This is a genomic window from Ancylobacter crimeensis, assembly GCF_023016805.1.
Classification (GTDB): Bacteria; Pseudomonadota; Alphaproteobacteria; order Rhizobiales; family Xanthobacteraceae; genus Ancylobacter; species Ancylobacter crimeensis.
Map to the genome: position 1 here is coordinate 1 of NZ_JALKCH010000016.1, position 13,448 is coordinate 13,448.

Annotated in this window: 9 protein-coding genes; 2 read left to right on the forward strand and 7 right to left on the reverse strand. The window is 64.8% G+C overall.

Annotated features, from left to right (window positions below):
* Positions 1-105 precede the first annotated feature (105 nt).
* Positions 106-885, reverse strand: a complete 780-nt coding sequence (gene hyi, locus MWN34_RS18500; protein WP_247030795.1) for a hydroxypyruvate isomerase — start codon at positions 883-885, stop codon at positions 106-108.
* A 117-nt stretch (positions 886-1,002) separates the two neighbouring features.
* A complete protein-coding gene (gene gcl, locus MWN34_RS18505) occupies positions 1,003-2,769 on the reverse strand; it encodes a glyoxylate carboligase (protein WP_247030796.1) in 1,767 nt (588 codons plus the stop codon).
* A 321-nt stretch (positions 2,770-3,090) separates the two neighbouring features.
* Between gcl and MWN34_RS18510 the strand changes: the two genes are divergently transcribed.
* Positions 3,091-3,918, forward strand: a complete 828-nt coding sequence (locus tag MWN34_RS18510) for an IclR family transcriptional regulator (RefSeq protein ID WP_247030797.1) — start codon at positions 3,091-3,093, stop codon at positions 3,916-3,918.
* 114 nt (positions 3,919-4,032) lie between these two features.
* Here MWN34_RS18510 and frc (MWN34_RS18515) read toward each other — a convergent pair whose 3' ends face one another.
* From frc (MWN34_RS18515) to MWN34_RS18535, 5 genes are all read right to left on the reverse strand, one after another.
* Entirely contained in the window at positions 4,033-5,283 is a 1,251-nt protein-coding gene (frc, locus tag MWN34_RS18515) for a formyl-CoA transferase (RefSeq protein ID WP_247030798.1), read from the reverse strand.
* A gap of 389 nt (positions 5,284-5,672) precedes the next feature.
* A complete protein-coding gene (gene frc, locus MWN34_RS18520; RefSeq protein WP_247030799.1) occupies positions 5,673-6,950 on the reverse strand; it encodes a formyl-CoA transferase in 1,278 nt (425 codons plus the stop codon).
* 341 nt (positions 6,951-7,291) lie between these two features.
* The gene (oxc, locus tag MWN34_RS18525; protein WP_247030800.1) at positions 7,292-9,031 is read right to left on the reverse strand and encodes an oxalyl-CoA decarboxylase; all 1,740 of its coding nucleotides are present in this window, start codon (positions 9,029-9,031) and stop codon (positions 7,292-7,294) included.
* Positions 9,032-9,305: 274 nt separating this feature from the next.
* Entirely contained in the window at positions 9,306-10,040 is a 735-nt protein-coding gene (locus MWN34_RS18530; RefSeq protein ID WP_247030801.1) for a GntR family transcriptional regulator, read from the reverse strand.
* Between the two features lie 339 nt (positions 10,041-10,379).
* Positions 10,380-11,123, reverse strand: a complete 744-nt coding sequence (locus tag MWN34_RS18535) for a GntR family transcriptional regulator (RefSeq protein WP_425532143.1) — start codon at positions 11,121-11,123, stop codon at positions 10,380-10,382.
* A gap of 503 nt (positions 11,124-11,626) precedes the next feature.
* Here MWN34_RS18535 and oxlT point away from each other — a divergent pair.
* Positions 11,627-12,916 (forward strand): oxalate/formate MFS antiporter, encoded by a 1,290-nt coding sequence (gene oxlT, locus MWN34_RS18540; RefSeq protein WP_247030803.1) that lies wholly within the window; start codon positions 11,627-11,629, stop codon positions 12,914-12,916.
* Positions 12,917-13,448: the final 532 nt, after the last annotated feature.

Sequence of the window (13,448 nt, forward strand, 5' to 3'; positions counted from 1 at the left end):
TCGATCAGGTGACCCGCCATCGGCGCCCCCATGATCCCCAGACCGACAAATCCGACCTTCATCTTCGTTCCTCGTTTTCCTAGACGTGTACTGGGCGGGCGGCGATCAGGCCGTCAGGGTCTTCAGCCAGCCGAGGCCGGCGCCCGTTTCGCCCTTGGGCTTGTACTCCGCCCCGATCCAGCCCTGATACCCGATGGCATCGAGATACTTGAACAGGAAGGGGTAGTTGATCTCGCCGGTGCCCGGCTCGTTGCGGCCCGGATTGTCGGCGAGCTGGATGTGCGCGATGGCGGCCAAGTTCGCCTCGATGGTGCGGGCGAGGTCGCCTTCCATGATCTGCATGTGGTAGATGTCGTACTGGATGAAGAGGTTGTCGGAGCCGACCTCCTCGATGATCGCCTTCGCCTGCTTGGTGTAGTTCAGGTAGAAGCCGGGAATGTCGCGTGTATTGATCGGCTCGATCAGCAGCTTCAGCCCCGCGTCCTTGATACGCGGCGCGGCATATTTCAGGTTCTCGACGAAGGTCTTGTGCAGGACCTCGCGTTCGACCCCGGCGGGGACGATGCCGGCGAGGATGTTGACCTGCGGCGCGCCGAGCGCGGTGGCATAGGTGATCGCCTTGTCGACGCCAGCGCGGAACTCGTCCACGCGGTCGGGCAGGATGGCGATGCCGCGCTCGCCCGCGCCCCAGTTTCCGGCGGGCAGGTTGTGCAGCACCTGCACGAGGTTGTTGGCCTTTAGCTTGGCGACCAGCTCTTCCACCGGGAAATCATAGGGGAAGAGGTACTCCACGCCGGAGAACCCGGCGGCGGCGGCCTTCTCGAACCGGTCGAGGAAGGGCACCTCGTTGAAGAGCATGGTCAGATTGGCGGCAAAACGGGGCATGGACCGCTCCTGGCAGACATAAGATCGGAATGGGCGCGCGGCATGGCGCCGGAACGCCCGTGAAGGAGGCATGTGAAGGTCGTGCCGCCCGCTTCGGATGAGGCGGGCGGCGCGCGATCAGGCATGTTCCTTCAGGCTTTCGAGCGGAATGTCGAGCACTTCCTCGAACTCGTTCACCGCGTCGATCTCGGCACCCATGGCGATGTTGGTCACCCGTTCGAGGATGAACTCCATAACCACCGGCACCTGGTGCTCCTTCATCAGTTCCTTGGCGCGGTTGAAGGCATCCTTGAACTCGTTCGGCGAAGAGACCCGCACCGCCTTGCAGCCGAGGCCCTCGGCCACTGCGACGTGATCGACACCATAGCCGGCGTTCTCGGCGGCGTTGATGTTGTCGAAGGCGAGCGACACCTCGAAGTCCATGTTGAAGCCGCGCTGGGCCTGGCGGATGAGGCCGAGATAGGAGTTGTTCACGACCACATGAATGTAGGGCAGCTTGTGCTGGGCACCGACGGCCAGTTCCTCGATCATGAACTGGAAGTCATAGTCGCCCGACAGCGCCACGATCTCCGCATCCGGATCCGCCGCACGCACGCCGAGCGCCGCCGGCAGGGTCCAGCCGAGCGGGCCGGCCTGGCCGCAATTGATCCAGTTGCGCGGCTCATAGACCTTCAGGAACTGCGCGCCGGCGATCTGCGAGAGGCCGATGGTCGAGACGTAGCGGGTCTTGCGGCCGAAAGCTTCGTTCATCTCCTCATAGACGCGCTGCGGCTTCAGCGGCACGTTGTCGAAGTGGCTCTTGCGCAGCATGGTCTGCTTGCGATCGAGGCATTCGCGAGCCCAGGCCGAGCGGTCCTTCAGCGTGCCGGCGGCCTTGTATTCCTTCGCCACCTCGATGAAGAGCTCCAGCGCCGCCTTGGCATCGGAGACGATGCCGAGGTCCGGCCCGAAGACGCGGCCGATCTGGGTCGGCTCGATGTCGACATGGATGAAGGTGCGGCCCTTGGTGTAGACGTCGACCGAGCCGGTGTGGCGGTTCGCCCAGCGATTGCCGATGCCGAACACGAAATCGGAGGCGAGCAGGGTCGCATTGCCGTAGCGATGCGAGGTCTGCAAGCCGCACATGCCCGCCATCAGGTCGTGGTCGTCCGGGATGGTGCCCCAGCCCATCAGGGTCGGGATGACCGGGACGCCGGTGATCTCGGCGAATTCGGTGAGCAGGTCGGAGGCGTCGGCATTGATGACGCCGCCGCCCGAGACGATGAGCGGGCGCTCGGCCGCGTTCAGCATTGCAATGGCCTTCTCGGCCTGCTTGCGGCTGGCCTTGGGCTTGTAGACCGCGAGCGGCTCATAGGTGTCTTCGTCGAACTCGATCTCGGCGAGCTGGACGTCGATCGGCAGGTCGATCAGCACCGGGCCGGGGCGGCCGGAACGCATGACGTGGAAGGCCTGCTGGAACACCATCGGCACCAGAGCCGGCTCGCGGACCATGACGGCCCACTTTGCGACCGGCTTGGCGATGGATTCGATGTCCACCGCCTGGAAGTCTTCCTTGTAGAGGCGCGAGCGCGGCGCCTGGCCGGTGACGCACAGGATCGGGATCGAATCCGCCGCGGCCGAATAGAGGCCGGTGATCATGTCGGTGCCGGCCGGGCCCGAGGTGCCGAGGCACACACCGATATTGCCGGCCTTCGCGCGGGTATAGCCTTCCGCCATGTGTGAGGCGCCCTCGACATGGCGCGCGAGGATGTGGCGCATCTTCCCATGCGCGCGCATCGCGGAATAGAGCGGATTGATCGCGGCGCCGGGAACCCCGAAGGCGACGGTGACGCCTTCCTTTTCCAGAACCCGGATCGCTGCATCGACGGCACGCATCTTCGCCATGGCATTCCTCCTGCCGATTTTTTCTTCGGCGACCTGTTCGACGACACGCCCGGTGGGACCTGAACCCGTGGGGCCGGCGGCGACGCGCCGGGCGGTCGGATTTTGCTCACGCCGCTGCGCGCGGATGCTGCGAGGCAGCATGATTTCCGCGGTGCGGAATGAATTTCCGAAATCGAGGAAAACATGCCACGCATGGATCATTTCCGCAATATGGAATTGATTTCTGATTTGCGAAAAAATCGGACATACGGCTTTATGCTGAGACGCCTGCTGCGCGACAGCAGGGCGCACCGCCGACGAACCACACCGGGTGAGCATTCCATGACCGAGGCCGTGACGACGCGACGCCGGGGACGGCCTTCCAGCAGCGGCGCATCCAGCGAGCCGGGGACCGGGGGCGGTGAGGTGCAGTCGCTGGACCGTGCCATCGCGCTGCTCGAAGTGCTGGCGGCGGCCGACGGCGTGACGTTGTCGGAGGTGGCGCGGCGAGCGGAGCTTCCGACGTCAACCGTGCACCGCCTGCTGACGACGCTGGAGCGCCGGGGGCTGGTGGGCCACGACGCCGAAACCGGCTACTGGCTTGTCGGGCTTGGGCTTTTTCGCATCGGTTCGGCTTATCTGCGCAATCGCCGGCTCCCCGAGATCGGGCGCGCGATGATTCGCGAACTCTCGCTCTCGGTGAACGAGACGGTGAACATTTCGATGATCGACGGGCCGGAGCTCGTCTGCGTGGCGCAGGTCGAGAGCCATGCCGCGGTGCGTGCGTTCTTCCGCATCGGTGCGCGCCTGCCGATCCACGCTTCGGGCGGCGGCAAGGCGATTCTCGCCGCGATGTCGCCGGAGGCACGGCGCGACTGGCTCGGCGAGGACCAGCTCGCCCGCTACACCGACCACACCCATGTCAGCCGTCGCGCCTTGAATGCCGATCTCGCGGTGATTGCGGAGCGGGGCCATTCGATCGACGACGAGGAGCACACGCTCGGCATGCGTTGCGTCGCGGCGGCGGTGTTCGACGAATGGAAGGAGCCGATCGGCGCGGTTTCGATCTCCGCTCCGGTGGTGCGTATGCCTCCCGAGCGGATCACCGAGCTCGGCCAGCGGGTGATCGAAGTCGCCCGGCGCCTGACGACGCGCTATTCGGGGCTCTGAGCGGATCTTAAAGAAAAAGACCGGCGCGGGGTACGCGCCGGTCCGATCCGTCCAGTCAGGTGGATGACGAGACCAATTGGCCGATCATCCACCCGCCTTTGAGAGCAATCGGCCTCAGACCGCCTTGGCGTCGTGCAGGGCGGCGATTTCTTCCTGCGAGTAGCCGAGGTCGGCGAGCACTTCGTTGGTGTGCTGGCCGAGCAGCGGGGAGGCGGTCACTTCGACGGTCATGTCCGAGAACTTGATCGGCGAGCCGACGGTCAGGTACTTGCCGATCTTCGGGTGATCGACCTCGACCACGGTGCCGCTGGCGCGCAGCGACGGGTCGTTCGCGATCTCCTTCATCGACAGCACCGGCGCGCAGGGGATGTCGAACTTACGCAGGATGTCGACGGCCTCGAACTTGGTCTTGTCCGACAGCCAGTTCTCGATGAAGGCGAAGATGTCGAAGATCTTGTCCTGACGGGCAGCGGCGGTGTTGTACGCCGGATCGTCGATCCACTCTTCCTTGCCCAGCGCCTTGCAGATCGGCGCCCAGGCGTGGCCCTGGATGGTGAAATAGATATAGGCGTTGGGATCGGTTTCCCAGCCCTTGCACTTCAGCACCCAGCCCGGCTGGCCGCCGCCGCCGGCATTGCCGCCGCGCGGAACGACATCCGAGAACTCGCCGTGCGGGTACTGGGGATATTCTTCCAGATAGCCCAGCGCGTCGAGGCGCTGCTGGTCGCGCAGCTTCACGCGGCACAGGTTCAGCACCGAATCCTGCATCGACACGGCGACCTTCTGGCCCTTGCCGGTGCGGTTCTTCTGGTGAAGCGCCGTCAGGATGCCGATGGCGAGGTGCATGCCGGTGTTGGAATCGCCGAGCGCCGCCGCGGAGACGGTCGGGGGGCCATCCCAGAAGCCGGTGGTGGAAGCCGCGCCGCCGGCGCACTGCGCCACGTTCTCGTAGACCTTCAGGTCTTCATAATGGTGGCCGTCCGAGAAGCCCTTCACCGAGGCGAGGATCATGCCCGGGTTCAGCTCCTGGATGTGCGCCCAGGTGAAGCCCATGCGATCGAGCGCGCCGGGGCCGAAATTCTCGACCATGACGTCCGACTCTTTGATGAGCTTGGTCAGCACTTCCTTGCCCTGGGCGGTCTTGGTGTCCAGCGTCAGGGAGCGCTTGTTCGAGTTCAGCATCGTGAAGTAGAGCGCATCGGCGTCCTTCACGTGGCGGAGCTGCGAGCGGGTCACGTCACCCGCGCCGGGGCGCTCGACCTTGATGACGTCCGCGCCGAACCAGGCGAGGAGCTGGGTGCAGGCAGGACCGGCCTGCACATGCGTGAAATCGATGATCTTTATACCCTCAAGCGGCTTAGTCATCTTAGTCGATTTCCCTTATTCAGCGTTCGATCGTGGATCCGGGCCTTGAATTGTCAGTCCCGCGCGGTCCGGAAGCGATGAGCCACCCTTGCGGGTGGAAGGCACGAAAGGAAGTCCACGCCCGGCCGGTCCCCGCCTGGAGCACCCGCGGGTGCTGCCGCCGTCGCGACGCCGTTCCATCGTCGCTCCGCCGGGCAAACCCGCCGGCTGAAGACCGGGCCATGTGCTTCCCTGTCGGCCGCGCCTCAGCGGTGCGGCCAACGGGGCGGCGCGAGCCGTCCCGTCCATTGCTCCGGCAGGTTCGCCGCGTCGCCACGCCGGCCTGCCGCTTTTCGCCCGAGGGCGAGTATCGTCGCGCGGCGCACGCCCGCAGGAGCGCGCCGCCGGTGTCACTCGGCCGCCTGGCGCGGGGCGAGGCCGACGGCGCCCGAGGACCGCACGGCCTCGATCTGCGCCTCGTTAAGCCCCAGCACGCTGGCCAGAACCTCTTCGGTGTGCTCGCCGAGCAGGGGCGAACGCTCCACCTTCACGTCGTTGTCCGACAGCTTCACCGGGTTGCCGACGGTGAGATAGGTGCCGCGCACCGGATGGTCGACCTCCACCAGAGTGCCCGTCGCGTAGAGCGAACGGTCCTCGGCGATTTCCTTCATCGAGAGGATCGGGCCGCAGGGAATGTCGTATTTGTTGAGCATTTCCATGGCCTCGAACTTGGTATGGGCCATGGTCCAGGCTTCGATGCGGGTGAAGATCTCGTTGAGGTGCGGCAGACGGCCGGCCGGGGTCGCATAATCCGGATTGGTCTTCCAGGTCGGCTCGCCGATGACGTCGCAGATCTTCTCCCAGACCGGGCCCTGGGTGATGAAGTAGATATAGGCGTTGGGATCGTGCTCCCAACCCTTGCACTTCAGGATGCGGCCGGGCTGGCCGCCGCCGGAATCATTGCCCGCGCGCGGAACGGTCTCGCCGAAAGGCACGCCTTCGCCGAACTGGCTGTATTCGCGCAGCGGGCCGCGCTCCAGGCGCTGCTGGTCGCGCAGCTTCACGCGGCAGAGATTCAGCACCGAATCCTGCATGGCGCACATCACCTTCTGGCCGCGGCCGGTCAGCGTGCGCTGGTAGAGCGCCGTGACGATGCCGAGCGCAAGGTGCAGGCCGGTGCCGGAATCGCCGATCTGGGCGCCGGTCACCATCGGCAGGCCGTCGCGGAAGCCGGTGGTGGAGGCCGAGCCGCCGGTGCACTGGGCGACGTTCTCATAGACCTTGCAATCCTCGAACGGGCCGGGACCGAAGCCCTTCACCGAGGCGAGGATGATGCGCGGGTTGATCTCCTGGATGCGCTCCCAGGTGAAACCCATGCGGTCGAGCGCGCCGGGCGCGAAGTTCTCGACCATCACGTCGCAGACTTTCACCAGCTCCTCGAGGACCCTCTTGCCCTCGGGGTTCTTGGTGTCCAGCGTGATCGAGCGCTTGTTCGAGTTCAGCATGGTGAAATAGAGGCTGTCCGCATTCGGGATGTCCCGAAGCTGGGCGCGGGTGACATCACCCTCGCCGGGACGCTCCACCTTGATGACGTCGGCGCCGAACCAGGCAAGCAGCTGCGTGCAGGTCGGGCCGGACTGGACGTGTGTGAAATCGAGGACGCGGACGCCGTCGAGTGCCTTGGCCATGGGTTTCCTCTCGAAGCAATAAGGTCCGGCGTTGATCGCCGTTTATGTTGCAGATGTCCGTATGGACGGGGGCGGGTGGCCTCCGTCCATACGCGCCTGTCGTCAGTGCCGGCGCCCGAAGGTTCCGGCGGGTGCCTTCCGCTCCGCTCGGCCGGGGGACGCCGCGCTCGTCGGCCCCGGTCAGGTGCGGTCCGGTGCGTTCGCCCTGCTTGTTCCGGCCGCTTGGCGTCGGCCGCCGCAGGGTCCCCGCACCGTTCCTGGAACGGAGGGCTTCGGCTGTGAAAGCCGGAGCACGTTCCTGCCGGACCGGCGATGACGCCGGACCGGCAAGCATTCGATGCTCACTTCTTCTTCTTCACCACGCTCTGCGGGTTCAGGCTGCCGATATTGCCGCTCTCGCTGCCGGCCTCGGGGTCGATGACGGCGTTGATGAGGGTGGGGCGGCCCGAATCGATCGCCGCGTTGACGGCGGCGGCCAGCTCGTGCGGGGTCGTGACGTTCACGCCCACGCCGCCGAAGGCCTCCATCATCTTGTCGTAGCGGCTGTCCTTCACGAACACGGTCGTGCCGGGGTCGCGGCCGGTCGGGTCGGTGTCGGTGCCGCGATAGATGCCGTTATTGTTGAACACAACCACGCAGACCGGCAGGTTGTAGCGGCAGATGGTCTCGACTTCCATGCCGGAGAAGCCGAAGGCCGAGTCGCCTTCCACCGCGAGGACCGGCTTGCCGGTCTCGACCGCGGCGGCGATGGCGAAGCCCATGCCGATGCCCATCACGCCCCAGGTGCCGACGTCGAGGCGCTTGCGCGGCTCATACATGTCGATGATGCCGCGGGCGAGGTCGAGCGTGTTGGCGCCCTCGTTCACCAGCATCGTGTCCGGGCGCTCCTTGATGATGGTGCGCAGCGCGCCAAGCGCCGAGTGGAAGTCCATCGGGCTGGAGTTCTTCAGCAGGCGCGGCGCCATCTTGGCGATGTTCGCGTCCTTCTTGGAAGCCACCGAGCCGGTCCAGTCGGACGAGGCCTTCGGGAAGCTCTCGCCCATGCCGTCGATGAGCGCGGTCACGCAGGAGCCGATGTCGCCGACCAGCGGAGCCGCGATTTCGACGTTGGAGTCCATCTCCTTCGGCTCGATGTCGATCTGGATGAACTTCTTGGGGGCGTCGCCCCAGCTCTTGCCCTTGCCGTGCGACAGCAGCCAGTTGAGGCGCGCGCCGATGAGGACGACGACGTCGGAATCCTTCAGCACCAGCGAGCGGGCCGCGCCGGCCGACTGCGGGTGGGTGTCGGGCAGGATGCCCTTGGCCATCGACATCGGCAGGAAGGGAATGCCGCTCTTCTCGATGAGGGTGCGGATCTCGTCATCGGCCTGGGCATAGGCCGCGCCCTTGCCGAGCACGATGAGGGGGCGCTTGGCGTCCTTCAGCAGGTCGAGCGCGCGCTGCACGGCGGCGGGGGCGGGGAGCTGCGCCGGAGCGGGGTCGATCACCTTCACCAGCGACTTGGCGCCGGCTTCGGCGTCCATCACCTGGGAGAACAGCTTGGCGGGCAGGTCGAGATAGACGCCGCCGGGGCGGCCGGAGACCGCGGCGCGGATGGCGCGGGCGACGCCGATGCCGATGTCGGCGGCGTGCAGCACGCGGAAGGCGGCCTTGCAGAGCGGCTTGGCGATGGCGAGCTGGTCCATCTCCTCATAGTCGCCCTGCTGGAGGTCGACGATCTCGCGCTCGGAGGAGCCCGAGATGAGGATCATCGGGAAACAGTTGGTGGTCGCGTTGGCGAGGGCGGTGAGGCCGTTCAGGAAGCCCGGCGCGGAAACGGTCAGGCAGATGCCCGGCTTCTTGGTGAGGAAGCCGGCGATGGCGGCGGCGTTGCCGGCGTTCTGCTCGTGGCGGAACGAGACGACGCGGATGCCCTCTTCCTGGGCCATGCGGCCGAGATCGGTGATCGGAATGCCCGGCACGCCGTAGATCGTGTCGATGCCGTTCAGTTTCAGGGCGTCGATGACCAGATGGAAGCCATCGGTCAGCTCCTGGGTTTCGGCCTCGACGGTGTTGTCAATGATCTGTGCTACTGCGGACATTCCGCTTCCTCCCGGTAATCTTCTCTGCACCGTTATGCTCAATCCCGACACCTGAGACCGCGCGGGCTTCCAGACGCTTGTGCTGAAAGCGAGGACGGCACGTTGGCTTTGCGCCTTCCGGGTGTGCGCGGCGGAGGTTCATCTCCGCCTTGGCCTCACCTTCGATCCGGTCGCTCGCCCAGATATCGGTCGGACGGGTCCTCCCGTCCTCTCGACTTAACCCCGATCCCGGTCGCGCCGGAATCTCCGGCACGCCCGCGATCCGATTCCGACCTCAATCGAGGTCGACGTGGTTCTCGACATGCCTCGCCAGCCGGAGCGTATGGTCGCGGACCAGACGCTCGGCACGGTCCATGTCCCGTGCCTCGAGAGCCTCGATGATCTCCAGATGGTCAGCCGCCGAACGCTGCGCCCGGTCCATCTCGAAGATGGTGCGATGGCGGATGGCCCGTACGTGCAGGAACAGGTTTTCCGTCATCGCCGCGAGTAGGGTGGAGCCGCTCAGCCGGATAAGGGCCTGGTGAAACGCGATATTCGCGGAGGAATATTCGTCACACCGGTCACGCTCGATCCGGGAGAGGTCGAACTCCCTGAAATAGATCCTCAGTTCGGCGATCGCCTCATCGCTCGCGCGTTGCGCGGCAAGGCGGGCCGCCATGCTTTCCAGCGCCGCCCAGGCCTCGATCATCTCGATGATCTCGGCCTTGGTCCGGCGCACCACCAGAATGCCCCGCCGGGGTACGGCGCGGAGCAGGCCTTCCTGCTCCAGCATCGCGACCGCCTCGCGGATGGGCGTCCGGCTTGCGCCCAGACGCTCCGAAATATCCCGTTCGTCCAGCAGCAACGGCTCTTCCGAGCCGTAGATGTTCATGTTCGTGATGGCTTCCTTGATGGCCGAATAGGCCTTGCTCTTGAAGCTCTCCTTGGCCGGCAGCCGCTCGATGGCGAGGCCATGGTCGCTACTGTGCCAGCGCTTGTTCACTACCTGCTCGCCATTCACGAGGAGCATCCTCTGCGGGATCCCCGCCGAAAATTCGCTCGAAATTTGGCATACCAAATACCAACCGTCAATCTGGTATGCGACATTTTAACAACCCCCTCGGGGGCCTGACGCGTACCGAGAGGAGGCGCGAAGCATCCTCCAAGATCGTTCGTATGCAAAATACCACGATCGCGCAGGCATGGCGAGCCGTTCCCCAGCGGCATGAGCGAGGGCGGCGTCATCACAGATCCGTGGCGGGGGGCGTGCGTCGGCCTGCCGGCGCAGATGCTGGCCGGCAGGCGCTCCGCCGCGCGCCTGAGGCGGCGGGCGGGAATCAGCCTGACGCTTCCGTCCGGGAGGGCGGCGTCAGGACGGGAACTTGCCGTGCTTCTCGACATGGGCGGCGAGGCCCAGCGTGTGCTCCCGCACCAGCCGCTCGGCGAGGTCGGCGTCGCGCGCGATGAGGGCGGCGATGATGGCGCGATGTTCCTGCAGCGAGCGCTCGGAGCGATTCTCCTGCCGCACCGACACCGCGCGGATTCCGCGGATGTGGATGAACAGGTTCTCGGTCATCTCGCCGATCATCCTGCAGCCGCCCAGCCGGATGATGGTCTGGTGGAAGCGGATATTGGCGTCCGAATACTCGTTCATGTGCTCGGCCGGCGCCTCGTCCTCGAAATCGTGGAAGACGTCGCGCAGTTCGGTCAGTTCGCTGTCGCTGGCGCGCACCGTGGCGAGCCGCGCGGCCATGCTCTCCAGCGCCGCCCAGACCGTGATCATCTCGATGATCTCGCCCTTGGACTTGCGGACCACGAAGATGCCGCGGCGCGGCACGGAGCGCACGAAGCCCTCCTGCTCCAGCACGGTCAATGCCTCGCGGATCGGGGTACGGCTGACGCCGAGATCCTGGGAGAGCTGGCGCTCGTCGAGCCGGATGTCACCGTCCTGGCCATACATGTCCATTTCGGTGATCGCCTTCTTTATGGCGTCGTAGGCGAGCGTGCGTAGGCTGGTATTCGCCGCGAGCGGGGCGATGTTCAGGCGGATCTGGGCGTCGGTCGCGTCCACGGGCGGCTCCTCTGCACTCCCTGTGTTCGGCGCGCGCCACATGGCCGTGCTCCGGTCCAGGAATGGTGGCGGGCCGCCGGTCGTGCTGCCCGCTTCTTCTGTGGATTCCCGTATACCAGATAATTCCGGCCAGTCCGAGCCCTCGCCCCCGCGCGCAACCGCCGCGGCAGAGCAGCGGCAAGTGGGTGTCTCCGCCGGCTTCCTTCGCGAATAACGGTTCTAAGATACCATTACATCGAGGATTCCCTACGGAAGCATCGAGCATTTCATGCGACTGACGTGGGGGAGGGCATGCAACGGTATCCGCATGCAAGGCGAAACCCCTAGGGAAGAAGAAAGCTCTATGAGCATTACGTTACGTAAGCAAGCACGACGAAAATTTGGTGAAATGTGGCATACAAAATTTTGCACAATTCATAAAACTGTGTAGAGTGCCATTCATGACCCGCGCAGCTGCGTCAAGCAGGCGGCTGCCATCGTTGCGTCCAATAAGAATAACTATGGCCCGAAGCCAGATTTACGTTAGGGAAACATCCGAGGACATCATGAGTGCTGACGTAGCGTCACCCGTGAATAACAAGCGTTGGCTCCAGCTCGTGTTCGGCGTGATCTGCATGTGCATGATCGCGAACATGCAGTATGGCTGGACCTTCTTCGTGAATCCGATCCAGGAGCGTCACGGCTGGGACCGCGCCGCGATCCAGGTCGCGTTCTCGATCTTTATCGTCACCGAGACCTGGCTGGTTCCAGTGGAAGGCTGGTTCGTCGATAAATACGGCCCGCGCATCGTGGTGCTGTTCGGCGGCATCATGTGCGGCCTCGCCTGGGTGCTGAACGCCCATGCGACCACGCTGACGATGCTCTATATCGGCGCTGCGGTCGGCGGTATCGGTGCGGGCGCGGTCTATGGCACCTGCGTCGGCAACTCGCTGAAGTGGTTCCCGGATCGCCGCGGCCTTGCCGCCGGCATCACCGCCGCCGGCTTCGGCGCGGGTTCGGCGCTCACCGTGATTCCGATCCAGAACATGATCAAGAATCAGGGTTACGAGGCCGCTTTCCTCTATTTCGGCATCGGCCAGGGCGTGGTCATCACCGTGCTCGCCCTGTTCCTCGTCGCGCCGAAGAAGGTCGACGTCGCCAAGATGGTGGCGAAGGTCGCCCAGACCGCGCGCGACTTCTCCCCGAAGGAGATGCTCACCAGCCCACTGTTCTGGGTCATGTATGCGATGTTCGTGATGATGGCTGCCGGCGGCCTGATGGCGACGGCTCAGCTCGGCCCGATCGCCAAGGATTTCGGCATCGCCGACATTCCGGTCAGCCTCATCGGCATCACCCTGCCGGCGCTCACCTTCGCCGCCGCCATCGACCGCGTGCTGAACGGCCTCACCCGCCCGTTCTTCGGCTGGGTGTCGGACCAGATCGGCCGCGAGAACACCATGTTCTTCGCCTTCGCCATGGAAGGCATCGGCATCTATGCGCTGAGCGTCTTCGGCTCCAATCCGGTGCTGTTCGTGATCCTGACCGGTCTCGTCTTCTTCGCCTGGGGTGAGATCTACTCGCTCTTCCCGGCGATGTGCGGCGATGCCTTCGGCTCGAAATACGCTACCACCAATGCGGGCCTGCTCTACACTGCTAAGGGCACGGCGGCCATCATCGTTCCCTTCACCAGCATCCTCACCACCATGACCGGCAGCTGGCACGCGGTGTTCATCTCCGCAGCCGCTCTCAACATCATTGCCGCGATCATGGCGCTGGCGGTCCTGAAGCCGCTCCGTCGCAACCATGCCCGTGCGGCAGCGGCGATGAAGGCCGATCTCGCGGTGGCGGCGGAGTAATCCGCCCCATCCACCACCTCATCTCCTCTTGAAGGGCGCGCCGCAGGGCGCGCCCTTTTTCTTTGCGTTCCGGGCGGGCTCCGCCGGGGACGGGGTGAGTTGCGGTGAAGTGGGGCGTCGTGCGTTGCGACCGCGCTGCGCTTTCCTGTGCAGAATTATTCCAGATGTGCGCCGGTGGATGGCTGCTGAAGGTGTTCCGGATTCTGACGAAAAATTCCAATGACATCTATCAAGTTCGATAAATATTGTTTGTCATCATAACTATATATCTTTGTGTTTCTGGAGATAAATAGGATTTATACTTGAGACCGATGTGTATCGTCAGGAATCTTACCCAACGTAAAAAACAGATTGGCATACATAATATTGTGCATTAAGGTCCATCGCGATCGGAACATGCCGATATACCTCTACGTCATTCTGTGCGGCCTCAGGGCGTGCAGCGTGAGCGTGGGTGGCGAAGCGTTGTCTGCCGGCAGGGTCGCCAGCCCTGAAGGCGTGCCCGCCGCTCTCGTCCGGCGCCCGCATGGGC

Coding starts and splice junctions, on each gene's coding strand:
- oxlT (WP_247030803.1), top strand. CDS start 11,627: ATGAGTGCTGACGTAGCGTCACCCGTGAATAACAAGCGTTGGCTCCAG.
- frc (WP_247030798.1), bottom strand. CDS start 5,283: ATGACTAAGCCGCTTGAGGGTATAAAGATCATCGATTTCACGCATGTG.
- hyi (WP_247030795.1), bottom strand. CDS start 885: ATGCCCCGTTTTGCCGCCAATCTGACCATGCTCTTCAACGAGGTGCCC.
- MWN34_RS18530 (WP_247030801.1), bottom strand. CDS start 10,040: ATGCTCCTCGTGAATGGCGAGCAGGTAGTGAACAAGCGCTGGCACAGT.
- MWN34_RS18510 (WP_247030797.1), top strand. CDS start 3,091: ATGACCGAGGCCGTGACGACGCGACGCCGGGGACGGCCTTCCAGCAGC.
- gcl (WP_247030796.1), bottom strand. CDS start 2,769: ATGGCGAAGATGCGTGCCGTCGATGCAGCGATCCGGGTTCTGGAAAAG.
- oxc (WP_247030800.1), bottom strand. CDS start 9,031: ATGTCCGCAGTAGCACAGATCATTGACAACACCGTCGAGGCCGAAACC.
- frc (WP_247030799.1), bottom strand. CDS start 6,950: ATGGCCAAGGCACTCGACGGCGTCCGCGTCCTCGATTTCACACACGTC.
- MWN34_RS18535 (WP_425532143.1), bottom strand. CDS start 11,123: ATGTGGCGCGCGCCGAACACAGGGAGTGCAGAGGAGCCGCCCGTGGAC.